The following is a 24,292-nucleotide window of genomic DNA, read 5'->3' on the forward strand; positions in this document are numbered from 1 at the left end:
ACCCATCGATGGCCTCCGACCTCAAAGCAGCTGATGTCGAGATGATGCAGAGAGGCAAGGACAAAGCGATAAGCGGTGCATCCCTGCTGGATCTCAGTACCCTCCAGAACAAGCACATGAGTGCAGCAGACAGCGATGCTCGGCAGTTCTACGAACAGCTGAAAGAACAGGGGCGCATACAGATGAGCACGCCAGGGCAAAGCTCTGCACCTGGCCAGCAGCCTAAGGACCAGACGGATAGCTATACCTCTCTTGTCTTTGCATCGTTCTCCCTCGGTGAAGCGGCAATGAAAGAGCTGATGGATGATGTCGCTGGTCGTAGAGATAGCGTCATCGTCCTGCGCGGCGTGGCTCCAGGCGAGAGCTTGGCCAAGGGAATCGCCAGAGTCCAATCGATGGCAGCGAGCAGGAAGGTGATGCCTAGCATCATCATCAATCCGACGCTATTTCAAGAATTCAACGTCAACGTTGTGCCAACTGTGGTGCTTTTGAATAAACCTGACAAAAGCAAGAACTACAAAGTCAAGTCAAGAGTTTCAGGGATTGGCTCTGTTGATTGGCTTAAGAGAAAATTTGCCGAGAATAATAAAGTCGAACAAGGTAACTACGGGCCTACAAGAGATATATCAGAACCAGACATCATCGAAGTGGCTAAGGCTAGGATCGCATCGATTGATTGGGATGAGAAAAAGAAAAATGCAATTAAGAACTTCTGGAAGAATCAGAAGTTCATACCATTGCCTACGGCGAATGAGGATGCTAAAAGAATAATTGATCCGACCGTCTTGGTGGCGAAGGATATTTCTTCAGCAGACGGGAAAGTTATTGTGAAGTCCGGCACTTCAATTAATCCATTGAATTTGCGTTCATTCACACAAGCGGTAATAGTCTTCAATCCAAATGATCCTTGGCAAAACCGATTTGTGAAGTTGAAGGCAAGAGAGCTTTTGAAAGAGAAGAACGTATCTTCAATTTCATACATTGCTACTGAGATCAGTATTGAAGACGGTTGGAAGTCATATAAAAACATCACTGAGTCACTTGGCGCTCCAATTTTCCTTCTGACTCCTGATGTTAGAAATAGGTTTGAACTTCGTGTGACCCCCTCCGTAATTACAGCGAGAGACAGAAAATTCGAAGTTGCAGAGTTCAAGAAGGTGGAGACTCAAAAATGATTACCTTCTTGCCGGTCTTTCAACCTATCAAGAATGTCTCAGACGGATCTAGTCTGTGTGCTGAGGTGCTATCAAGATGGAAGACTCCAGACGGTAGGCTCCATGCGCCAGGGCAGCTTAATTTGAATCGAATTGACTGGCGGAAGATCGACAGAGGGGTAATAAATTACCTGCTTTCTCATAAGGAGGACATTGTTAAGAAGATAGATCATATTTTTATCAATGTCTCTGCGCAAACATTGCTTGATGATGCCCACTTCATTCAATGGGTCGATTCAATTAAAGAATTGATTGAGGGTGGAAGACTGAAAGTCACGCTTGAGATCACGGAGCAGGTTCCTGATGAACTGCTTGAGCGCCGATGGTGTGATATGGCCATTGAGTCCATAACAATGGCTATCGATGACTTTGGTGTTTGCAACTCAACATTTTCCCGATTGAAATCGTTCCCATGGCTGTATTGCAAGGTTGAGGTGGCAGGAATTGAATCGCTGATGTCTGATAACGCGGCGCGGATATTTATTGATGCTGGAATTAATTTGATTGCAGAGAAAGTTGAAACACTTGATCAAGCAAGATTCGCATGCGATAGAAATATTTTCCTTCAGCAAGGCTATATCCACTATAAGCCCATGCCGATTCAAGCGTTGAAGTTAGAAGTCAAAGAAAGCACATATGCATATTAAAAGAATAGTGGTCGCATTTTGGCTGTTGATGATGTCTAGCCTCAGCAATGCAGAGGTAGGTTGCTACAGCGCGGACTTGATAGGCCCAAAACTGTTCACGGATATTTGTTGGTCATGCATTTTTCCGATACGAGTTGCCGGGATTCCAATAAGCGGCCCTGGTGGGAGCTTTCCTGAAGATTCCGTCACATCACCTCTTTGCGCCTGTGAAGACACAAATGGTATCCCCCGGCCAGGGATTACAACTTCGATGTGGGAGCCTGCGCGACTCGTTGAGTTCCAGCGTGTGCCTGGTTGTTCATCGGTGTTGAATGGGATCAGGTTTCCGTTTGATCGTTTGAATCAGGGGAACCATTCGAACAGCACGCATGATGGCTCGGATGGGACATTCATGCATTACCATTTCTATGCTTTCCCGTTATTGATCATGATGGACTTGTTCGTGAACCAGAAATGTAATCCTGATGGGTACATGGATCTGGACGTAATGTATATGTCCGAATTAGATCCAACATGGAATAACGACGAGCTTGCATTTTTTACTAACCCAGAGGCGGCTGCAGTAGCAAATCCTATAGCAGCTGCAGCTTGTTCAGCGGATGCGATTGCATCAACTGCAGGGAAGCCACTCAAGCAAATGTTCTGGTGTGCCGGGTCCTGGGGTGCGTTGTACCCATTGAGTGGTAATCAGAATGGTGGACGAGGTGTGATCCGTGAATCCAGTCTTCTAAAAACACGCGTTCTTGCAGCTCTGCATCGCCGTGGGTTGTCGTGGAAAACAATGGGTAGCGATGCACTATGTGGTGGATATATATCTCCTACGCTTCCAAAAACTCAGTACAAATTCAATCTTGTAGCACCAATTCCTGAGGCAAATTCGTCCCATGTTGTTGGCGAATCGACGTTGACTTGGGGAATAGCCAAAACTATTCCATCAATTGGCCAAGATCCGGTTTACATGGTCTGGCGTTGGAATGATTGCTGCAATACCAAAATAGTTCAGTGAGTCAAATAATGATATTGAAGAGATTGATCTCTGCGCTTCTTGTTATTGGTCTGACAATTAGTCCGATATACCCATCAGCGCAAACAAAAAATACTAATGACAGCTTGGCTAATGCAGGCCGTGAAGCTCAGAGCTTTGGGAAGTCTTTATCTGAAACTGTCAGAAGTAGGGATAGCTCTAACAACAATGGCACTTTGAATCTGAACGGTAGCAGTGTCAATATTAATGATCTCTATCCTTCGACAAGCAGCTCAAACGCTAGACCACAAAACTACTATTTTCCAGGTGGTGCAGCGCCAAGCATCAACGACTTAGGAGGAGTGTATAACGACTCCAACAATATGGATAAAGTTGGCTCCACAACTGACAAATCGCTGTACCAAGACTCTTTGAGTGATAACCCGTCTATATCGGGTGCCGCTTATAAAATATTGCTTAATGCGTCTAATCGATCTAGGCCAGATTTTTCCAATGATCCGATGTTGAATCTAAGCAAGGATACATTCAACAATATTGATGAAATCACAAAGAGCTTTGGAGATTGCTCAAGCACGAGCGAGGTCATTAAGAAAAACAGCAAAAAGCATATCCCCGAATATGAGCGTTGCGAGCGTATTGTTAAGCCAGCAGGTGCATGCAAAATTACCCATACAATGGGTATTGAGCATCAAGTTGCCGATGTATTTGTAGCCGGTCTTGGCAGAACATGGCTTACTGTAGAGTTTGATCTAAAAAATGGTACTGGCCATACGCTTGATCCAACAGACGGCATTGCCTTCTCAATGAACATTCCAACAGTTAAGTTTGAGGATGTTTGCACTGGTGCCAATAACTACAAGACCGACTTAGTAGGATCGTGGGACTGGATTGAACACGGCCTTGGTGGAACTGTTGACTCAACTGTGCATTATCGAGTCTTGGAATTTCCTACATGCGACAACAACCTGATTGGTAAAGTTCAGATACAAGATACATCGGTTTCTAGTGATACAAAGTTTGTTCTTGGTGGGAAATTTTCTCTTCGTTTGATTAAACAGAAGCCGGATGTCTGGGCATCGGAGTCATGCATAGCTGATGCTCAGTCAATTGGACAGAATTTCTGTACTGGGAATATTAGCGTTGATGTTGGTCCACCAAGCGATCAAGAGTGTGTAGATATTGGAGGTGTTCGTATATGCCCCGGAGATCCATTCTTCAATTCGTTGACTCCATCGCCTATAAAAGGGCTTCCAACATTAACGCAGTCCGCTTCCGTTTCTGAAATTCAATGTAATTTCAATGTTGGTCAGATGGATTGCTGGACAGACCCCCAAGGGGTACAGCATTGTCCTCATAATGATGGTACAAATCAAAATTCATGCGGAAAGTATGAGAATAATAACAAATGCGGATTTGTTTCAACTTCGTGCCTTGATGGAGCAAAGGATGAAAACGGGAAGTGCTATGTTTTTGAAGATACCTATGATTGTGGTCATGATGTTGATGTAATCGACTATACAAAAAATACTCAGTATTCATGCTCGGGGCCGATTAAATGCATGGGGTCAGAGTGTCTTGATATATCTTCTGAACAAAACGGTGATTTTGCAAAGGCTGCGGCCTTACTCAATGCTGCACAGTTTATTGCGCAAGATATGCAGTGCTCTGATTCTGCTGGAGAAGAGGGAGGTGATGGAAATGTGGATGAAGGCTGTAAGGTGTTCAGTGGTACACCTGGCCAATGCAAAATTGCAGTTGGCGGAATTCAGAATTGTTGTGAGAAGCCTGAGAATATCTCGCTAGCTGATTACATCACTATGCTCATGGCCATGCCTAAGCTTGACTCGGCCATCATGAACTTGGAGTCTGGAAGTGTTGTGCGAGGCTCATATCAAGTCTTGCGTGATCCAGTTGTTTCAGGTTGGCAAGAAGTTACCAAGCCCTTTGCTTCGTTTGCAGAGAATATTGGTGGCTCGGTCGATGCTTTTACAGCGCCTATTAAAGAGTTTTATAACCAAATTATTGATTCAGTCAAAAGTACGATACAGGATGTTATAAAGAACTCAATTCAGAATGGCATGACATCGGCAGGAGCCGAAGCCGGTGTTGCTGCAGGCACTGCAAGTGAGTTGAGTCAGCAGGCTGCAACTGATGCAGCAAATATGATGGCGCAGGTTGGGAATATCGCCAGCACTGTTATGACTGTTTATACGGTCTATGTTGTATCAATGATGATGATTCAGCTAATCTGGGCTTGCGAAAAAGAAGAGTTTGAACTTAATGCGAAAAGATCGCTAAAGAGTTGTCATTATGTAGGGTCTTACTGCAAGACAAAAGTGCTAGGTGCTTGTATCGAGAAAAGAGAGTCATACTGCTGCTACAACTCACCATTGTCACGAATAATGAATGAGCAAATACGTGGACAAATGAATCTGGGGTTCGGTACAGCAAAGGCACCTAGTTGCGATGGATTGAAGATCGAGGACATTGGAAAGGTTGATTGGGATCAGATCAACCTGGATGAATGGCTCGGTATTCTGGGGGAGACTGGGCACTATCCGACACCTGAAACCTTGACGATGGATAAGTTGACAGGCTCTGGGAATATTCTTAATGACGGAAATAGGGTTAACTCTGTTGAAAGAGCCAAGAATCGGTTAGAAGGGGTTAACGTAGATGAGAAGCGAAAAGAAGCAGAGCGTAAAATAAACTCCGGTCATTAAAAGCAAAAAGGCCTTGAGATTATTCCTCAAGGCCTTCTTTATTGGAGCTACTTAACAAAGTAGTAGGCGTTGCCTTTTGACAGTATCAGAGGATACATGCTGTTCTTTTTCTTTGACCTATCAATGTATGTGTCGTTTGGACTGGAGTAGATAAATACCCAACTTGGAAGAGTTACGCTTGTATTCTGAACTATATCCAATGTGTTAATGCTGCTCGTCCTCGAAATTTCCATTTTCATTGCGTTGTAATAGAAACCGTGACTTGATGTGAATGCCCAAGACTCCTTCTCTCCATTCTTGACGAATTCAGGTGTTGAAGTTTTGCTGGGCTTGAAGATATTCAGATAGATCACACAAGCTTTTGCGGAGCCTTGGTCGATGGATTCGCAATTGAGGTTGCTGTCTTCAATGAAGAACGAAGTCCCTTTTTCGCTCTTTCTTGTCTTGCTAAATTTCAAATTCTGCTTATTCAGGCTTTCATTCAGAGACTGAGTAACAATGTCAATCATCTTCGATTGAGCCTCTTCTGCGCTAGCTGCTTGAGAAGCAGGCATCCAGGCGACGATGCTGCTGCGCGCGCCATGCGAGTTCGGCGCGATTGCGCTGGCAATTAAATTCAGCCCCAAGCCTTGGGCATTAGACAAGCCTGCCGTTGGATTCGCATATGCCACGGCTGCGGAAGCGGTGTTGAACATGCTGGACTCGGGCATCCCGGTATTGGAATTCTTGGGGGCGGATGCATCTTTTATGCCTGTTTCAAGCCCGCCTGCTCGCGCAATGTTGTATGCCAGCGAATGACCATCATCAAAAGCGGCAGGTTTCTGCTCCATGGTCACACAGCCAGATAAGGCCGCAGTAAAAGCAAGCGCTGCCGCTGTTTGAATATTGAATTTCATGTCAAATCCCCCTCTGTTAACAACTACCCATAATGGTAAGGTAGCTTAAGAAAATGCAAGCTTCTGAGCGCAAAAAAGCCCGCCGAAGCGGGCTAAATCACAGATTCGAGAACCAAGTTTACCGTTAGGCCGGGACGGCCTCCGAAGAGGTTTCGGCCTGTCCTTCAGCCATGGCCAAAGCAACATCATCGTTGGCGTGTTGGCTTTCATCTTGGCTGGTGCTGGCCGGTGCTTCTGCGTCTACCAGTGCGTCTTTGCCCTGCTTGCTGGCCGACCTGCGCGCGCGTTGTTCGATGCCCTGGATACGCCCAGCGAGCTTGAACATCATTTGCTGCCACTTGTAGGTTTCATTGGAGCGCTCCATGCCCTTGATCACTGTGGCCCACCACAGGCTGTCGAAGTAAGACACGAGTTCATCCAACTGCATCACGAGTCCCAGGAAGAGGGCACTTTGGGGAGTGCTCAGCTCCACATTGAATTCGCGCGCGTGGGTGTACACAGGTTGCTGAGTGATTCCGGCCTCTTTGACCTTGGCTTTGTTGACGTTCAAGGCGTCTGCGATTGCCGCGCGGAACTGCTGCAATTGCACATTGATCATGTCATTAACTTCATCCACGAAGTCGCCCCGATCAAGGATACGCAAGATAACTTCGGTGGAGAAGAAGGCTTGTGTTGTACGAGCAAAGCTGCGGTCCATGACTCGCTGAGCCTGGACGCTCCTCAAGCTGACGGTCTGCTTGAAAACGGGGCGGGAAACAGGATCACGCTGTTGCTCGCGTGCAGGCGTGTCTGCCTTGGGCTTGGCCGCCTTCGGTTGCTCTTTTGCAGGGTTATCGGTTGCAGAGACTGCACCGCTATTCGCTTCTGTCGCCATGTGTCGTGCTCCTTGTGATAGACGCACTGACGATATGGCTGGACCTTCAAAAAGCTTTACTAGATACGTGCCCATATTGGGCCATCTGAGCAACATTGAGCCGGGGCTTTTGCGATAAGCTGAAACCTCTCTTTGTTGCAGCCTCGGCTTCAACTTGAGTGAGGTAGCTGGCCTCCATAAACAAACAGCTTCCTTAACGTGCCTCTCGGCACTTTCAACCCACCTGGGGCATGTCTCCCAGATGGGGGTATTGCCCCTCAAACCGGAGCAATACCATGACTGCTATCACCTTCCTCTTCGTTCTGCTCTTGATCATCGTAGCCCTCGGCTTCGCTCTCAAGCTTTTCGTTGAAGGTATGCGCGGCCTTACGGCTGAACTACTTAGCCAATTGTCGAAGGTTCAATCCTTTGATAAGACGGCTTTCCTGAACGCGACCTTTTCATCCGTGAAAACCTCTGTTCAATCCTGCATTCAACTGTCATCGCACGTTACGCGCGGTGCCGTTGAAATGGCTTTCCCCGAGCCAATTCCAGTAGAGCCTGCTTTTGATTGGAGTGTCTATGACACTCCAGCTTGGCAGCGCAAGGGCATCCTTGTGTACTGAACCGATTGCGCTGTCCTCGGATGGCGTTTCCCTGAAAGACGTTAATAGCCCACGGGCACACCAGCCCGTGAGGGTGAAGTGTGCCCAATCGAAATTGGAGTCCACCATGTCTACACCCATCGCTCAAACAGCGAGCTTTCAAACCAGCACAATCTTTGGCATGCCAGAGATTGGCAATTCCGCGAAAACCATCGGTTTTGTGGATATGTCCAATGCTTACATTCCCTCCGTCATGGCGGGCTTTGTGCATCGTCGTGAGTTCCTGCGTGAGGTTTTGGCCTTTCTCAACTCTCCTGACGGGGATGCCCTGTTTGTTACTGGTCCTACTGGATCGGGGAAAACATCAGGCATCCTGCAAATTCTTGGCACGCTCAACTGGCCTACACAACAAGTCACCGGCAACGGCAAGATGGAATTGTGTGACCTGGTTGGGCACCATGCCTTGGTCTCTGAAAAGCCTGGTGAAACCCCATCCATGAAATTCATGTATGGCCCACTGGCAATAGCAATGAGAGAAGGGCATGCCCTTCTAATCAACGAGGTGGATCTGATTGACCCTGCTGAGCTTGCTGGCCTGAACGATGTCCTTGAAGGGCGTCCTCTGGTCATTGGCATGAATGGCGGTGAAATCATCAAGGCTCACCGCATGTTTCGCGTGATTGTTACGGGCAACTCGCGTGGCGCTGGTGATGTGTCTGGGCAATATCAAGGTGTTCAGATGCAGAACCTCGCGGCCATGGATCGCTATCGATTTACTGTTGTCTCTTATCCAGAGAAGGCAGTTGAGGAAGCGATAGTTACCAAAGCATCACCGAAACTTCCAAAGCAAATTGTTGAGGGTATGGTTCGTCTGGCTGATGATGTGCGCAAGCTCTTCATGGGATCGGACGGACAAGGTGGCCAGCTGGCCATTACGTTCTCAACGCGCACGCTGGTTCGCTGGGCGAAGCTTTCAACGAAGTTCAAGGGTGCTCCTAACCCTCTGGGATATGCGCTCGATTTGGCACTGCTCAATCGCGCGACACCCGAGGATGCCACTGCGATAACTCGCTTGGCCAAGGACATTTTTGGGGAGCAGTGGAAAGACGATACCCCGGCCACCCAGCCTTGAGATCGCCATGTCTCAAATCTTCCCTGGTCCAAAGATCAGTTGGAGCATGAAGGTGTTTACCACAGCCTCTGAAGCCAAGTTCATCGAGGTTGTGAGAAGCGCTCTCAAGAATGCAGCTCTGAAAATGGGCTGCGAGTCACCGATTGGAGATGAGCAGAATGTTGGCGTGCTCTTACGCGCTGGCGATTTGACTCTTTCCCTTTCGGGCAACACCCTAACGGGCAACTCGTTCAATTTCGTCTACCGAGACGGAGCTGGTGAGTTGCTTCCGAATGGGGATCACGCGCTCTTGTTGGCCTTGTTCTTCCTTCAGAGCGAGATCAACAAAACAGGCCTTGCAACGGATCTGATCTCCCTGAGTGACGATTCCGGCACATCCTATGCGTTCCACGTATTGGATGACTTGAAGCCACTCATGTTGGAGTGGGACATACCATGGGATGTTGTGAGATTGGATGCTGTGGCTCTTGGGCTTGCAGTGCCAATCTTCAACTTCATGGATCTGTCCTGTGACGATACTGAGGACGCTTTTTTCTAACCAAACCCAATGGGGGCTTCAACCCCCTGGCGGGGATGGCCTCTGCTTCACCAATTCGGAGGCCATCATGGCATCAGTCAACAAGGTAATCATCGTCGGCAACCTGGGCAAAGATCCAGTTTGCCGCAACGGCAACAATGGCAGCGGCCAGCTTTTTGCGAACTTCTCCGTTGCCACGACAGAACACTGGACCGACCAGGCCTCGCAAGAGGCTAGGGAGCGCACAGAATGGCACTCGATTGTGCTGCGTGGCCGACTCGCTGAAATAGCGCGCGACTACCTGCACAAAGGCTCACAGGTTTATTTGGAAGGCACACTGCGCACGCGCAAGTGGGTCGATCAAGAAAACGGGGTTGAGCGCTTTATCACTGAGATTCACTGCGACAGCATGCAAATGCTGGGCAGCCCGAATCAAAGTTCCGGGGGGGCTCCAGCTCAGCAGAGCCATGCACACCAACGTGCAGCGGCTCCAGCTCGTGCGCCTTCTCATGCAAGCAATGGTTATGCCCAACAGTCGCAATCTTCGTCTCGTCCCTCAGCTCGTGCTCCAGCACCAGCTCAAGGCCGTGGACAAGGATCGCAAGCTGGTGGGTCCACCAGAGCTGCTAATTCCCAACCCATTCGCGGACAAGGCGGTGGGGGAGGAAGAACTGACGACGACATTCCGTTCGCTCGTCTTCACTACATGGCCGGTGGTTAAACACTAGGTCCATTTCTGTAACCCAACGGGGCGCTTGTATCCCCGGTGGGGGACATAGCGCCCAAATTGAATCGAGGTCACTATGTCCCAAGAGCAAAGCTCGCAAAATGAATCAACACTGATGGGCCGCTTCGGCGCGCGCTTTGGTGTTGATCCTCACAAGCTCTTCGATACCTTGAAGGCTGTTGCCTTCAGACAAAGAGAAGGGCATGCGCAGCCTACCAATGAGCAAATGATGGCTCTGATGATCGTGGCGGAGCAGTACGGTTTGAATCCCTTCTTGAAGGAGATTTACGCCTACCCAGACAAAAACAACGGGATCGTTCCTGTTGTTGGCGTCGATGGCTGGAGCAACATTGTCAACGCTCACCCTCAGTACGACGGCTTTGAAGTGGTTTATTCCGATTCCAAGGTTGAAGTAACGGGTGTGAATTTTCCAGTTCACGAGTGGATCGAAGTGGTCATACACCGTAAGGATAGGACCGTTCCCTCCCGTGTCCGTGAATTCATGGATGAGTGCTATCGCCCTCCAACTCAAAGGAATGGGGCGCACGGTGCCTATCAAATCAATGGCCCTTGGCAAACGCACGCTAGAAGGATGTTGCGCCATAAGGCTTTCATTCAGTGCGGGCGTCTGGCACTCGGCTTTACTGGAATCTTTGACCAGGATGAGGCAGAACGCATCATCGATGCTGATTCGAATGTGGTTGGAGCCTCCGTCAAGGTGGTGAAAACACAGGATGATCAACGTACTGCTAGCTCTGCTGAGAATGTGGCCAGCGCACAAGGGAATGCTCCCCCGCAGTTGACGCATGAACAACTGGAGCCGGTGCTACAGCAACTGCTGAATCGCACACTGCCAAATCAGACATGGAATGTCGCTCATCAATATGTTGAGCAACGCTTTTCAGGTGAAAACCTTGAACGAGCTAAGACCTTCCTGCATGACAAGCAGATGGAGCACATGCATGCGCCAGAGCAGGACTATGAAGCGATGCAGCAACGCAGAGCCAGTGGTCAGGTAGAACGCTCAGAACGTGTGATGCCACCACTTGATGATCTTGTCCTGCCTCCAGGCGGGCTTGATTCTCAAGCTGAATCCAGCTTCTTCTAAGGTGCTGGTTTTATCAACCCCGTGGGGAGAAATCCTCCGGGGTTTCTCTATTTCTTCAACAGAATGGAGTTCATGTGAAATTCATTGACTTGATTCAAGGCTCTGAAGAGTGGCTTGCTTGGCGTAAAGGCGGCGTTACAGCAACCGATGCGGCAGTGCTGGTCGATCAGTCTCCCTACAAGACCGAATGGCGCTTGTGGGCAGAGAAAACAGGGTATGCGGTCGAGCGAGATTTGAGCAGTAATCCGTTCGTGAGGCATGGCCTTGCAATGGAGCCTGCTGCCCGAGCTGCTGCAGAGATCTATTTCGATGATCTCTTGCTGCCCATGTGTGCCCAGGCTTCGCACAACCCCTTGCTGAGGGCGTCTTTGGACGGACTCAACAAGGACAGTGAACCTGTGGAAATGAAGTGCCCATCAGAGGCTACCTGGATCGAGGTCACAACGTTGCGTCAGAACAGTAAGGCTTTCAAGTTTTACTATCCTCAGGTGCAGCATCAGATCCTTGTTACAGGGGCCAAGAGAGGGTGGCTGGTTTTCTATTTTGATGGCCAAGTTGAAGTGTTCTGCATCCCTCGGGACCAGGCATTGATCTCTCAGATAGAGGGCGTTGCCCCAATCTTCTGGGATAAGGTGGTTAAGAGACGAGAGCCGCAAAAGGACCCAGCGCGCGACCTCTACATCCCCCAGGGTGAAGAGATGGCCAGCTGGTTGTATCAAGCCGAGGAGTTCCGCTTGCTGCAGGGACAGATCTCGGAATTGGAAGAACGCCTAGAGGTGATGAAGGAGCGCCAGTCGGCCTCACGCGCTGCGATGCAGGGCATGATGGGCGATTACATGCACGCAGACTATTGCGGTGTCATGGTGACGCGCTATGTGCAGGTAGGGAAAATTGACTACGAGAAGCTGCTAGCCGACAAGTCTGCAGGCGTGACTCAACAGGAGATTGACTCTTACCGACGAAAGTCAACCGAGCGATGCCGGGTTACTTTGACAAACGATATGGCACCACGCCTGATCGTTGACAAAGGGGTCACAGATCCCGTCAAGGACCTATCATTGGACGTTGAATCCTTTTACATTTAGGGAAGTCTTTTTGGCAGGGGATTCGCGCAAGCGAGTCCCCTTCTGAAAAGCAGATTTTGTTCCCTCTGGGAGCGAAAGTGTGAGGTAGCTGGCTTCCTAAAACAAACAGCATTTTTATCAACCCTTGGGGTGTGTCACACCCTTGGGGGAGTGGTGCACCTCTTTTCGGAGAGCACCATGACACAAACCAATTCCACCAAGATCAACCATCTGACTCAGCTGTGTGTTGTACATGCAGACTTTGACATTTGGAGCGGGCAGGTTCGCCTGACCGCTGACGATCTGAAGCTTGGAGCTGGGGGAGAGATCCCACCTGAAAAAATTGCCCAACTGGGTACTAAGAAGATCTGCGATCCCGCACAGCTGAAAGGCTTTCATCGGGTCAAAGCAGAGACTCGACGCACATTGCTGCGCATCGGCATGAAGTTCATGGACGGCGTAGCAATTCCATTGACCAAGATGGATGAGGTGTGCAAAAAAATGGGCGAAGTGCAAACTGAGTTCGATGCACTGCGCACCACTTTCATCGCAAACTACAACGCTGCGATAGATAGTTGGTGCAAGGAAAATCCTCAATATGAGACGGCAATCCGCTCAGGCGCGCTTCCACAATCCGTTGTGGAAAAGCGCCTCGGGTTCGATTTCCAGATCTTCAAGATCGCGCCTACTGATGATGCAGAGCTGAGCACTCGCCTTGAAGAAAAAGTTCATGGCCTGGGCGATGACCTCATCAACGAACTGATAGAGGAAGCAGATAAGTTCTATGAAGACCGCTTGCTGGGCCGCGACAAATGCGGCATTGGCACCAAGCAGACTTTGCAGAACCTGCGAGACAAGCTCGATGGGCTGTCGTTCCTCAACTCAAAAATCAAACCGCTTGTCGATCTTCTCAATGAAACGTTGAATGGGTACAAAACGTATGCTGTTGGCCGCGATGTCACAGGTCCGTTTTTCCATCAGCTGACCGCCACAATGCTCATCCTGAGCAGCAAGGCGCGAATTGAGCAATATCTCAACGGAGCGATTTCAGTCAAGGCAGAAGCGGCGACTCTGGAGGCCTCAGCCTCCCAGAATCGAAGCTACGCCTCTGACTCTTCAACTGCGGAGATGCAACCGCAATCTGCAGAGGGTGATCTGTTTACCTCCGTAGACAGCGCACTAGCACCGGCACAAGCGTCCAGCAATCCAGCTGATGCGTTTATTGCCGACCTCGACCGCTTCTTTGGCACGAACGCGCGCACAGAGACATCGATTCAGCCCCAGGCTGCAGAGGTGGTTCATCGTGTCGATGTGGAAGTGCTTGAAGCTCCTGCAGGAACTTCGTCAGAAGCCATCGAGCCTGCACAAGGCTCAGTGGTTATCGACGTTGAAGCCACTTTTGTCCCTACTGATTCTGTTGCGCAAGCACAGACTGAGGGCCAGCAGGCAGTTGTAGTGGGAGTTGAGGAGGAGCAAGCAGAAGTTGAAGCTGGAAACAGCAACAACGATGCCTCTTTCCAGCTTGCCACCATTGGTGATGACGACGAAGACGGCTTTTTCTAAGCAGTCCTAAGCGCATCATTTTTAACCCAAGGGGAATCCTAGCCCCTTGGGGCTGGGTTCCCCATACCTCTTGAGGGAAGACCCATGGCCAAACAGAACCGAAATACGATCTATACCGCATTGCCCATCGTGGCAACTGCATATGGAGACAAGTTTGGTGTGAAAGTCCGTATAGGCCAAGACGTGGCCTATACGGATGGGAAAACGATTGTTATCCCGAACGTTCCTCACGATTATCCGAACATGGATGTTGTGTGGGGCTACACAGCGCATGAAGCCGCTCATGTGCGATTCACTGATTTCAGTGCACCGCGCCGCGCAGGTCTGCATGCCGAACTGACCAACGCTTTCGAAGATTGCCGCATCGAGCGGGCGATGATGGACTTGTACCCAGGTACTGCCACGACGCTCAACGAGGTTGCGAACTACATGGCAAAGGTCGGTCACTACTCCCATCTTAGAGACGATGAGCATCCAGCTCAGATCCTGGTGGGTTACTGCCTCTACTGGCTGCAAGCGAGGGCCGTAGGTCAACCTGTGATGGCGTCTTATCTGGCGACTGCGCAGCCTGTTCTGGAGCGCACTTTCCCGCAGGGCGTTATCACTCGATTAAGTACCATTCTCCGCAAGGTGGTGGATGCTGAATCGACTTCCGACATCTGCTACCTGGCAGATCAGGTCATTTCTATGATCGAGGAAGAGAAGGAAAAGGAAGAAGAGCAGCAACAGCAGGATCAGCAGAATCAGGATCAAAGCCAACAGCCTCAGAATGTTCCGAACGAACAGTCCTCCGGCGAAGGCGATGACTCCGATGAAGCTGATGGCCAGCAAGACTCAACACACGAAGACTCCCAACAGGGGAAAGGCCCAGGCCAATCCAATGAGGGCGATGATTCAGGTGAAGGTCAAGGTCAACGATCCATGGCTGGTGCCGAACAGGGAGCTGAAAACGATTCTGGTATTGCCTCGCGCACTGCAAAGGAAAAGTTGGATGCACTTACGCAAGCTCTCTCAGCTGGCGCTGGGGATGTGGATGGGGATCGCGCACGCAATTCTCTGAAGCAGGAGCTGTCACAGGTGGCGCGGAAAGAGGGCAACCCCTCCTACCAGACCATTCGCAAGGGAACTGATGCATCAGATGACAAGGCCAAAGGCCTTGAGCTGATGAACCGGGTCCGGCCTGCAACATCGAAAATTCGCAATCAACTGTTCGGCCTGGTGCAAGCCAGTCTGCGTTGTGCGAAGCAATCGACCCGCAGTGGCAAACGCCTGGATATCAACCGACTGCATCGCGTAGTCTCGGGTGATACACGAGTTTTTGCAAAGCCGCAGGAAAAGCGAAAGCCGAATACAGCGGTCCACATACTTGGCGATAAAAGCGGGTCCATGACCCGTCCTACTAGGTCCGACAGCTCGCGTTCGCTGGCCGATGTTACAGATGAAGCATGCATTGCATTGGCGCTCGCGCTCGATGCGATAGCCCATGTGAATCCTGCAGTGACCTTTTTCTCAAACTCTTCGGAGTCTCCTGTTGTCTGTGCTGTGAAGCATGGGCAATCAGTTCAGGCCAATACAGGCAGGTTTCCAGTGGAACCCTCAGGTGGCACACCGATGGCTGAAGCCATTTGGTATGCAGCCTACGAACTGAGCAAAACACGCGAAGACCGCAAGATGTTGATCGTCCTTACGGATGGTGAGCCGAACAGCTCTAAAGCCACAAAGGAAGTGATCGACCTCTGCGAACGTAGCGGAATCGATGTCATTGGTATCGGCATCCAAACGAACGCACCGGCAACTTTGTTCTCACGGAGCATTTGCATTGATGCGGTCGAAGACTTGCAGAAAACACTCTTCAAGCTCATGGAAAAGTCATTGACTGCCGTGGACTGAAGGTGGCCAACCTTATGTGCTCGAAAGAGTGCATTTCAGCCGCTGGGGAAACCCAGCAATTTCAACCCTAGCGGGGTCGCACCCCCGGTAGGGGGGCGCTCCGCAAAATTTCGGAGTTCCCACATGCAAAACGTCATCACTATCGCTCAAGACAACAACGCTCAGGCTATTGCTGAAGCAGATTGGGGTTGCGAGCTGGCTAGTGCTTTTGAAGTCAAGGAGTCGTATTGCGTTTCTCTGCTTCAAAAGGGTGAGCGCGATCTCACTTTCCACTACACCATGGCCACGGATCTGAAAGCAGCTCGTGCTGAAGCTCTCGACGCCTACCCAGGCGCAGAACTCATCGCGGGAACTGTTTACTGAATCGCAGCCATGTGACTGACCTCACGCCCTAAAGGGTGTGGGGTTTTGTCTTCCATCAACCCAGCCGGGGCACACCCGGTAGGGCGCTGCTCCAGCACGTTTTGGAGCAGCCATGAGCACTTTCGTCATTTACTCGGCCAACGAAAACGCTCTTACCGGAGCGGGCTACTGGAACGATAAAGATGGATGGTCAGTCCACGGGAATGCCACCGTGTACGTCAAAAAGAAGCTTGATATGCGCCTCCCTCATTCTGTGGGCGGGGATGCACGTTGGCTCAAGGAAGAGGGCAAGAAGCTCCTGCACCCCATCAGTCAGCCCATTACCAAGGGCTTGGCCAAGGTGCGCAGGAAGCATGTGCAGACGGCTCAAACCCGAAGCATTCAAGTTAAGCCCATTGCAACGCCTGGATCTCAGGTGGCTGCATTTCAACAGCTGCAGATGGACCTCATCGTCAGCTAATCACCCATTGGGGCAGCTCGCCCCATCTGGGGCGACTGTCTCTCAATCAAGAGGCAGATCATGGATTTTCAGTACTACCCAACAGGCGCATACACAACGGCTTTGCTGTGGCATCAATTCCAACGGCCCATCGTCCATGTGTGTGATCCCAGTGCAGGTAAGGGTGCGTTGTTTCGACACGCTGAGAACGGGTTCGAGGAACTGCCGGAAGGCACTGAAGTTCCTTGGTTCGATCCAAGCCTGGAAGAGCGCTTTGATCGTCGTCGTTGGTCCTATGACCAGCGCGACAAATACAAATCTTCGTCCCGAAAGAAATCGGCTGTCGAAATCGATATCAAGCACCATGCGAGCTTGCGCGAGCTGGGTGTAACGGTTCTAGGACATGACTTCTTAGAAGTTCAGTCTCTGGCCTCCGTCACACAAGTGATCATGAACCCACCCTTTAACCAGGGTGCGGAACATGTTCTTCATGCTTGGGATCTGGTTTACGACGCTGAGATCAGTGCGTGCATCAATGCTCAGACCATCAAGAATCCATACACGCGCGAGCGTAAACGCTTGGTGGAGCTGATCGAGAAGCATGGCAGTGTGTCATTCCATCAAGATCAATTCGTTGATGATGTGGAACGTAAAACCGATGTTGAGGTAGCTATTGTCTATTTGAATAAAGTCCCGGAAGCATTTGCTGATGTGGACAATATTCTGAAGAGGCTAAAAGTGGGAGATAACTTGAGTCGTCATGAATTTGACCCTCATATCTGCAAAACTCTCGCTCTTCCAGCTAACTTCATCGAGAACACCTACTATCACTTTAGCGCGGCTATCGAAGCAGCGCGACAATCATCTGAGTTTGAAGCCATCTTCGAGCACGCATCAGATAAATTGGGAGTGACGCTAGACGAAATGCAGTCAAAGGGGGTAGGGTCTGACTTCAGACCAGATCCGATTGATATTCGAAAAAAAGCTATGGAGCTATTTTCGAAGAGGTATGAAGATCTCAAGCGGAAAGCTTGGGCACAGATTATCAGATCAACACTTTTAACTGAAAAATTGTCGAACCACGCAAGACGTAAGCTCGAAGCGGATGCTGAGACAATATACGCACTTGAGTTTTCGATATCGAATGTTCACGGGTTCCTCGCTGGAATGATTCAGTCGATGGGATCTATCTACACCGATATGGTTCTGGGATTGTTTGATACGATTATTGAACGCAGCTCTGACAACGTTGTGTTTTACAAGTCGTGGAAGTCTAACCAGAAGCACAAGGTAGGAATGCGTATTCGTAAGAAGCGCTTCATTATTCCGCGTTTCAATACGTGGAGTAGTGGAACTCTGCATTATGAATGCGAACAGTTCCTGGGAGACATTGACAAAGTATTCGGATATCTGAACGGTATTTCCGGTAATTACTACGGACTTCGCCAATCATTTAAACAAAATAATGTCAATACCTCTGAACGGTTTACGTCAGAGTTCTTTGAATATCGTTACTACAAGGGAACCGGCACGCTGCACTTCTTCCCCAAGAGTGACGAAGTTGTTGATCGCTTGAATCGCTTCGTTGGCCGCATACGCCAATGGCTTCCCCAGGACATGGGTGATGCAAATGAGCATTTCAAGAAGCAATATGAACAAGCTGAGAAATATTCTGATGACTATCTCAAAGCTTTTAGCAGAGGCAAAAGCCATAGCTACTACGAACGCAATCCGGTCTACGCACTGACTTCAGGACGCGATTCGGAAAACGTTGCCGAGCGGATGGAAAAAGCCATAGATGAAGTTCTTGCGCAGGCAGGGATGGAGTGTGGCCCGATCCTCCAAGCACCCGCTGAGGTACAGACCGTCGCAGCTTTGCCCGCACCAGCAATGGGGCAGGCCGAGCAGCTGGATCTATTGGCGGCATAAATCAACCCATCAGGGGCTAACAGCCCCTTGGGGATGTTGGCCCCGTATACGAGGACACCATGCAAATCGAACGACTCTACCGAATGATCAAGAATGCACGTATCGTGCGCTTGAACGGACAGATGGCAATCACCAAGGGGATCGGTACGGGCATCAAGAACAATCGCAGCCTCTCGCGGCACTTGCGAATCGATGTCTCTGACGAACCCCACGGCTGGCTCTTCTTTGAAGAGGAAACCATCTCGAAAGCACGCATAGCAGGGAATACCGTCGAGCTGAAAAGCGACGATGGCGAGAACTACACGCTATGTCTCTACCCATGGCGACAGAAGGCTGCTGCAGCCGAAGCTCTGTCAGTGAACTAAAGAAATTACACCAGGCGCTCACAAGCGCTCTGGTGAAATTTCGTCACAGCGCCCAAAGAGGGCAACTTGAGCCACGTCGTTGAACAGCGATCACCACTAGACTCCCGAAGAAGAGCACAGATGCAAGGCAGCAAGCCAAGCTTTGCATCTGCGCTTTTTTTGTCCCTCGTGGGCAATGTGTGAGGTAACTGGCCTCCATAAATAAACAGCATCTCTAGTGCTCGGCATGACCGAGACACCACTTAACGCTGAATGCGATCTCCCATCGCATCCCGGCAACATATGTCAGCCTCGTGAACTTGCTTCACGGTCGAGCTGACTTGTACCAGGTCCGATCTCAACTCAAAAACTATAGCGTCCATGACGCTTCAGTCTTGCGAGTTGCGACGACAACTTGATGCTCGATCAATGAGTGTCTTTCAACAATCCGCCAGGGTTTAGCCACCCTAGCGGGTGCGCCTTGGCAATTTCTACGGAGATTCGCCTATGCTAAAAATCAATGTGGCACTGCTTCTGCTGCCATACATCTTCATCCTGCTTGCAGGAACTTTCCAACTGGTAACGATGACGGTGAAGGCCATTGCGTCTTCGCTTCGTCTGACTTTCCTTGTAACCGGTGTCGTGGTTCCTTACTACGCCATCGAAGTAGCCCAAGCCGTTGTTGACTCTTTCGCAGCTGGAGACACTGCGACTGCCATCGGTGACATCATCGCCTTTGCAGTGATGCTTGAGGGTGCAGTGACAGTTCTCAAAACTCGTGAGAAAATGGCTTCATAAGCCGTAGCTGACAACCCATCTACGAAAGGTCACACCATGAATCACCTCTTCAGTCCCCTCGCCATCAGCATGCTCTGCATTGGAGTGTTCCTGATTGTTGGATCGATCGGCGCTCAGCGTCAGATCGATGAAGAGAAGCGTGAAGGTAAAAAATAAAGCGTAGTTGACGTTACGCAGCAAAAAAGACTGGCCACTCTCTTGGGAGTGGCCTTTCTTATTTCTGAACCGACTTGCCCATGCATGAAGAGCCTGCGCTCACAGTGCACGTCGATCACCATCTCGGGCATACATACACTCTCATGAAATCCTACAGTCAACTGAAAGCTGAGCTTGCCCAGCTAGACAAGCAAATTGCACAAGCTCGCGCCTCGGAAGAGACTGACGCTCTTATCCAGGTAAGAGAGCTGGTCCAGTCTTTCGGCTTCACAGTGCATCAAGTGTTCCCACTCCCGCAGCCAGCTAAGAAGGAACCCGTGGCCAGGTACTACGACCCAGACACTGGCCAGTCTTGGAGCGGTCGCGGCAAGCCACCAAGATGGATAGATGGCAAGGACCGCAGCCTATTCGAAATCGATAGACGACCAACCTACGACTTCAATGCCCCAAGGGATGAACGCAACCCGTTTCCAGTCCAGTAGCCTGCCTGAAGGCTACTCAGTAATAGCTTGATCTATTTTTTAGGTCTGCCCAAATAGGGCAGCTTCATGGTGATGCCTTTTCCTGTCTATGCAGACAATGCACTTACGCGATACAGCAAAGACAGGAGAGAACTGATGAAGGAAGTCCCGTTCTTCATTGAACGCAACACGGAGCAATGGCAAGCGATGTGGGGAGGGTTATCCGAGGCAGAATTGAATTCTGGCGATCATGTTTGCGAGAACCAAGAAACTGGTGATTGCTGGCACTACATGGGAAGTGACAGCAACGGCCATCATTTTAGGCATCGTAAGCATCCCAAAACGGCGAAACGCGAAACCTTGATCGTCAAATCGAACGTCACTCCAGTTCAAGAACCGGAATTGGCCCACTAGACCTAAGACCCATTACCAATGCCCGCATTGGTATTAGTAATGTGGTTTTGTTCCTTCTTGGAACGAAAAGTGAAGTAGCTGGCTTCCTTAAACAAACAGCATTTTATCAACCCTTGGGGTGCATGCACTCCCATGGGTGGCGTGCCCTCAATTGATTAAGGCACGCATGTTTTCAAACTCGATTTGTTCCTACCCAAACCGGGGAAACTATGGTGACAACAAGTACCGTGGCAACTGCTCAGGGTACGTCATAAAGGACTTCATCGAGTCCTATCTAAAAGATCAGAATGGCCTCGTTGCAGATCCAAGCATTGGAGGCGGAACGAGCGCCGATGTAGCCGCTTCACTTGGAGTGCGCTTCAAGGGCACAGACCTTCATCAGGGCTTTAATTTGCTGACTGATGACTTCTCTTCCTTCTTGGGAGAGAAAGCGAATCTGATCTGGTGGCACCCAGCTTACTGGGACATGATTCAGTATTCAGGAAGTCAATGGGGCAATGAACCACACAAATGGGACATGAGCCGCATGAAGCTAAATGAATTTGTTGAGTCGTTAGAGCTTGCTGTCATGAACATTCATGATGCCTGCGAAGTAAAAGGACACTATGGGATATTGATGGGCAATCTCCGCAGAAACGGGGATTACTACAATCTCTCAAGTCTTGTGGAGCGTATCGCTCCAGGCAAACTGGTCGATGAAATCATCAAAGTGCAGCACAACTGCATTAGTGATTCACGACAATATTCAGGCAACATTGTTCTTATTGCGCACGAAAAGCTTTTAGTTTTTCGTCGTGATGCAAGTCACTCGTTGATCCTGCTATCAAATTTCCATCGAAAAGCAGTCAATATGATTGCCACTACATGGAAAGCAGCTGTTCGTAGAGTCCTGCAAGGGAAACCCTCTATGGATTTAAACCAGATTTACGAAGCTATTGAGCCATTTGCACAGTTCAGAGAGAACGTACATTGGAGGGCGAAAGTCCGACAGGTATTGCAAGACGCAAAATACTTCGAACGTCTGGAAACTGGTGTTTACAAGCTAGCCTTGTGAATTTTTCTACCCTAAGGGGGCTATGCCTCCTAACGGGGGCATGGCCTTCATTTTTGGAGTGTGGCCATGGCAATGATTCCCTCAATCCACAAACCGGAACTGGGGCAAATGTCGTTTGATTTTCTGGATCAAACGATGACTTCTCAGCAATATTCATACAGTGAACATGGCAAATCATATTTGTCCTTGAAGACCTGCAATAAGAATGTTGAAAGCCTCATAAATAGCTTGTCGCTTGATTTCGATATCTGCGCACCAGAGACAGGGGCTTATGTTCAAGAAACCTCAGAGCACGATGAAGTCGATGAAGAGAACTTAGACAATACGGAGAAATTCGTATGGTCTGATGATGACATCGATAAATTGCGCACAGCGTTTTTTGATGAAAATATTCGATTGCTAGGTGATGGGCGGACAAGCCCTGAAACCAGGCAAGAGAACTACGAATGGCTAATGTCAGACGAAATACATCCGTTTTCGTTCCTCGTACTCTGCCGTGAAGAAATGCTGTCCCCTGACCGCATCCGTGAAGGAGTTCAAGTTGTCATGCGTAAGCTTGGCTACCTGAACTAAATCAAAACCCTGCCAGGGATAAGTCCCTTGCGGGACTACTCCTTGGTTCCACTGGTGTGGGGGTTTCATTAAATCCCTGTACAGGGCTTTAATGAAGCCTCAATTCCAGTTAATTTTCTAAGGACTAACAATGGCTAACTACGATAAAGAAGTTGTCAAAAAGGCTGCTGATGAAAATTGGCTGGCTATTTTCGCAAACCTAGCTCCTGAGCTGCGCCACGCAATTCAGCGAGTTGGCCGTCATGTTCCCTGCCCAATAAAAGGGGGCACTGATGGATTCCGCCTAATGCCTGATGCTGACGTGACTGGAGCTGCATTCCACAATGATCCAAGTATCCGTTTCTTATCGAATGGATTTGAAGTTCTGATGTGGTTACGCAACTGGTCATTTTCCGAAACTATTGATGAAGTGGGTCAAGCATTGGGGCTTCCAACTGCAAAACCAACTCAAACAAAGCGACTTGAATTAGTGGCCGCTCATGACCCAAAGAAAGCAAAGTTCTATGATGGAATTTTGATTGCCTTCGGTAAAGAGCGGTATCAGTTCAAGGATGAAAATGAGCTGAGCTTCTACGCAATTCTGCGTTACAGGAACAATCTTGAACGTACCCTTTGGGGTGTGGACATTGAGCGTGCCCTGGCAGAGAGCGGAGCCACTTACGGTGACAGTATCACTTTGAGTAATCTGGGGCGCGTCCCCGTCACTATTGTTGTCGAGAAAAAAGACAAGGACGGTGTGATTACGGAAGAGGAGATCAAGACTCATCGCAATACTTGGGAAGTGATTCGCATCGGGGAAACTCGTCTGAAAAGCACCCAGGCTTCAAGCAGCGTTGTGAAGCATGTTCAGGTTAGCAACGGTTCACCTGTGGCCGTAACCTCTGCGAAACAAGCCGTAGAAACTGCGGATGAAGTCAGTGCTGAGCCAATTGCAGCCCATCAGAAGGTCGTGCCCATCAACAAGGCTCTGGCCGCGCCTGGTTGGTTGCAAGAAGCGCAGCAGCGTGCAGCAAACGTGCTGGCCGCGAAAGCGGCAGGGAAGGCTTATGCGAGCGAGAAGATAGAGAAGGTCTGGAATCAGTGTGTGGCGTTCCCATCTGCGACCGCTGAACCCATGCGTCTCTACCTGCAGTCCCGTGGCGTGCTCTTCAATGAGCTGGCCAAAGGTGCTGCGGCCGACATGCGCTTTCATCCTGCCCTGGACTACTATGAAGAAGTGGATAACAAGAATACTCTGTTGGGATCTTTTCCAGCGATTGTTTGTGCTATCCGCAATGCAGAGGGGGAAATTGTTACTCTCCATCGAACCTACCTGAATAAGGATGGCAAAAAGCTCGCAGTGTCCTATAAGGATTCAGTTGGCCAGCGTCATAAGGTAGAGAAGGTGAAGAAGATGATGAGCATCCCTGACGATATGGATGTCAACGGATCTGCAGTAAGACTCGGTGATCCTTCTTGCGGGGGAGTACTGGGTATAGCTGAAGGACTGGAGACGGCACTCTCTGCATATCGAGCGACAAAGATACCTACTTGGTCGTCCGTCAATGCTCAGCTCATGGAAACTTTTGAGATTCCTGAGTCTGTTCATACCTTGCTGATATGGGCTGACAAGGATAAGTCTGTTCGTGGCGAAATTGCTGCAAACGTGTTGTACCAGCGTGCGAAAGCACTCGGGCTGAACGTTCACATACTTATGCCATCGATGCCAATACCAGCGAAAGCTAAAGGGGTTGACTGGAATGATGTCTTGCTCTCGCAAGGTATCTTAGGGTTCCCTAGGGTTGCGAACTTGAAGAGCTTTATAGCTAGATCTTTCGCCACTATCTAATAGAAAGCC

At 49.7% G+C, this 24,292-nt stretch carries 24 protein-coding genes; 22 read left to right on the top strand and 2 right to left on the bottom strand.

What is annotated here, in order from left to right:
• The first annotated feature begins 8 nt into the window (after positions 1-8).
• From P353_RS08165 to traN, 4 genes are read left to right on the top strand one after another with little or no spacing between them, the layout of a single operon-like run.
• The gene (locus tag P353_RS08165; protein ID WP_052084787.1) at positions 9-1,175 is read left to right on the top strand and encodes a TrbC family F-type conjugative pilus assembly protein; all 1,167 of its coding nucleotides are present in this window, start codon (positions 9-11) and stop codon (positions 1,173-1,175) included.
• Positions 1,172-1,861, top strand: a complete 690-nt coding sequence (locus P353_RS08170) for an EAL domain-containing protein (protein WP_034367700.1) — start codon at positions 1,172-1,174, stop codon at positions 1,859-1,861. The genes P353_RS08165 and P353_RS08170 overlap by 4 nt, the downstream gene beginning before the upstream one ends.
• The gene (locus tag P353_RS27980) at positions 1,851-2,867 is read left to right on the top strand and encodes a TraU family protein (RefSeq protein ID WP_080750480.1); all 1,017 of its coding nucleotides are present in this window, start codon (positions 1,851-1,853) and stop codon (positions 2,865-2,867) included. The genes P353_RS08170 and P353_RS27980 overlap by 11 nt, the downstream gene beginning before the upstream one ends.
• Positions 2,840-5,569, top strand: a complete 2,730-nt coding sequence (traN, locus tag P353_RS08175) for a conjugal transfer mating pair stabilization protein TraN (protein WP_198529042.1) — start codon at positions 2,840-2,842, stop codon at positions 5,567-5,569. Before P353_RS27980 ends, traN begins: the two co-directional genes overlap by 28 nt.
• A 47-nt stretch (positions 5,570-5,616) precedes the next feature.
• Here the strand turns inward: traN and P353_RS08180 are convergent, their stop codons facing one another.
• Both P353_RS08180 and P353_RS29105 read right to left on the bottom strand, forming a co-directional pair.
• Complete coding sequence (locus tag P353_RS08180; protein WP_157839557.1) at positions 5,617-6,465, bottom strand: hypothetical protein; 849 nt, start codon at positions 6,463-6,465, stop codon at positions 5,617-5,619.
• A gap of 124 nt (positions 6,466-6,589) precedes the next feature.
• Complete coding sequence (locus P353_RS29105; RefSeq protein ID WP_157839558.1) at positions 6,590-7,339, bottom strand: hypothetical protein; 750 nt, start codon at positions 7,337-7,339, stop codon at positions 6,590-6,592.
• A 275-nt stretch (positions 7,340-7,614) separates the two neighbouring features.
• On the opposite strand from P353_RS29105, the gene P353_RS08190 reads away from it, so the two are divergent.
• The 18 genes from P353_RS08190 (at position 7,615) to P353_RS27990 (ending at position 24,283) form a co-directional block, all read left to right on the top strand.
• Entirely contained in the window at positions 7,615-7,944 is a 330-nt protein-coding gene (locus P353_RS08190; RefSeq protein ID WP_034367708.1) for a hypothetical protein, read from the top strand.
• 106 nt (positions 7,945-8,050) lie between these two features.
• Positions 8,051-9,055, top strand: a complete 1,005-nt coding sequence (locus tag P353_RS08195; RefSeq protein WP_113707700.1) for an AAA family ATPase — start codon at positions 8,051-8,053, stop codon at positions 9,053-9,055.
• Between the two features lie 7 nt (positions 9,056-9,062).
• On the top strand, positions 9,063-9,593 hold the full coding sequence (locus P353_RS08200) for a hypothetical protein (RefSeq protein WP_034367711.1): 531 nt from the start codon (positions 9,063-9,065) through the stop codon (positions 9,591-9,593).
• 67 nt (positions 9,594-9,660) lie between these two features.
• Positions 9,661-10,293: a single-stranded DNA-binding protein gene (gene ssb / locus P353_RS27985; RefSeq protein ID WP_080750481.1), complete on the top strand. Its 633-nt coding sequence runs from the start codon at positions 9,661-9,663 to the stop codon at positions 10,291-10,293.
• Positions 10,294-10,375: 82 nt separating this feature from the next.
• Positions 10,376-11,407 (top strand): phage recombination protein Bet, encoded by a 1,032-nt coding sequence (gene bet, locus P353_RS08210; RefSeq protein ID WP_052084789.1) that lies wholly within the window; start codon positions 10,376-10,378, stop codon positions 11,405-11,407.
• Between the two features lie 74 nt (positions 11,408-11,481).
• The gene (locus tag P353_RS08215; RefSeq protein WP_034367716.1) at positions 11,482-12,492 is read left to right on the top strand and encodes a YqaJ viral recombinase family protein; all 1,011 of its coding nucleotides are present in this window, start codon (positions 11,482-11,484) and stop codon (positions 12,490-12,492) included.
• Positions 12,493-12,669: 177 nt separating this feature from the next.
• Positions 12,670-14,034 carry a DUF3150 domain-containing protein gene (locus P353_RS08220; protein WP_157839559.1) on the top strand — a complete coding sequence of 455 codons (1,365 nt, stop codon included), beginning with the start codon at positions 12,670-12,672 and terminating at the stop codon, positions 14,032-14,034.
• A gap of 84 nt (positions 14,035-14,118) precedes the next feature.
• Positions 14,119-15,924: a VWA domain-containing protein gene (locus P353_RS08225; RefSeq protein WP_034367719.1), complete on the top strand. Its 1,806-nt coding sequence runs from the start codon at positions 14,119-14,121 to the stop codon at positions 15,922-15,924.
• Positions 15,925-16,047: 123 nt separating this feature from the next.
• The gene (locus P353_RS08230; protein ID WP_034367722.1) at positions 16,048-16,287 is read left to right on the top strand and encodes a hypothetical protein; all 240 of its coding nucleotides are present in this window, start codon (positions 16,048-16,050) and stop codon (positions 16,285-16,287) included.
• A 112-nt stretch (positions 16,288-16,399) separates the two neighbouring features.
• A complete protein-coding gene (locus tag P353_RS08235; RefSeq protein WP_034367724.1) occupies positions 16,400-16,747 on the top strand; it encodes a hypothetical protein in 348 nt (115 codons plus the stop codon).
• A gap of 60 nt (positions 16,748-16,807) precedes the next feature.
• Complete coding sequence (locus P353_RS29860; protein WP_034367725.1) at positions 16,808-18,655, top strand: DUF4942 domain-containing protein; 1,848 nt, start codon at positions 16,808-16,810, stop codon at positions 18,653-18,655.
• Positions 18,656-18,714: 59 nt separating this feature from the next.
• The gene (locus tag P353_RS08245; RefSeq protein WP_131367694.1) at positions 18,715-19,020 is read left to right on the top strand and encodes a hypothetical protein; all 306 of its coding nucleotides are present in this window, start codon (positions 18,715-18,717) and stop codon (positions 19,018-19,020) included.
• A gap of 486 nt (positions 19,021-19,506) precedes the next feature.
• The gene (locus P353_RS08250) at positions 19,507-19,797 is read left to right on the top strand and encodes a hypothetical protein (RefSeq protein WP_034367731.1); all 291 of its coding nucleotides are present in this window, start codon (positions 19,507-19,509) and stop codon (positions 19,795-19,797) included.
• Between the two features lie 299 nt (positions 19,798-20,096).
• A complete protein-coding gene (locus P353_RS08255) occupies positions 20,097-20,435 on the top strand; it encodes an H-NS family nucleoid-associated regulatory protein (RefSeq protein WP_034367891.1) in 339 nt (112 codons plus the stop codon).
• A 135-nt stretch (positions 20,436-20,570) separates the two neighbouring features.
• Positions 20,571-20,828 (top strand): hypothetical protein, encoded by a 258-nt coding sequence (locus P353_RS29115; protein WP_046462420.1) that lies wholly within the window; start codon positions 20,571-20,573, stop codon positions 20,826-20,828.
• 166 nt (positions 20,829-20,994) lie between these two features.
• Entirely contained in the window at positions 20,995-21,882 is an 888-nt protein-coding gene (locus P353_RS08260) for a restriction endonuclease subunit M (protein ID WP_034367734.1), read from the top strand.
• 66 nt (positions 21,883-21,948) lie between these two features.
• Positions 21,949-22,455, top strand: a complete 507-nt coding sequence (locus P353_RS27510; protein ID WP_052084791.1) for a hypothetical protein — start codon at positions 21,949-21,951, stop codon at positions 22,453-22,455.
• A gap of 130 nt (positions 22,456-22,585) precedes the next feature.
• On the top strand, positions 22,586-24,283 hold the full coding sequence (locus P353_RS27990) for a DUF7146 domain-containing protein (RefSeq protein ID WP_034367737.1): 1,698 nt from the start codon (positions 22,586-22,588) through the stop codon (positions 24,281-24,283).
• The last annotated feature ends 9 nt before the right edge of the window (positions 24,284-24,292 follow it).

This window comes from Comamonas testosteroni (assembly GCF_000761245.1).
In the GTDB taxonomy this organism is placed as follows: domain Bacteria; phylum Pseudomonadota; class Gammaproteobacteria; order Burkholderiales; family Burkholderiaceae_C; genus Comamonas; species Comamonas testosteroni_C.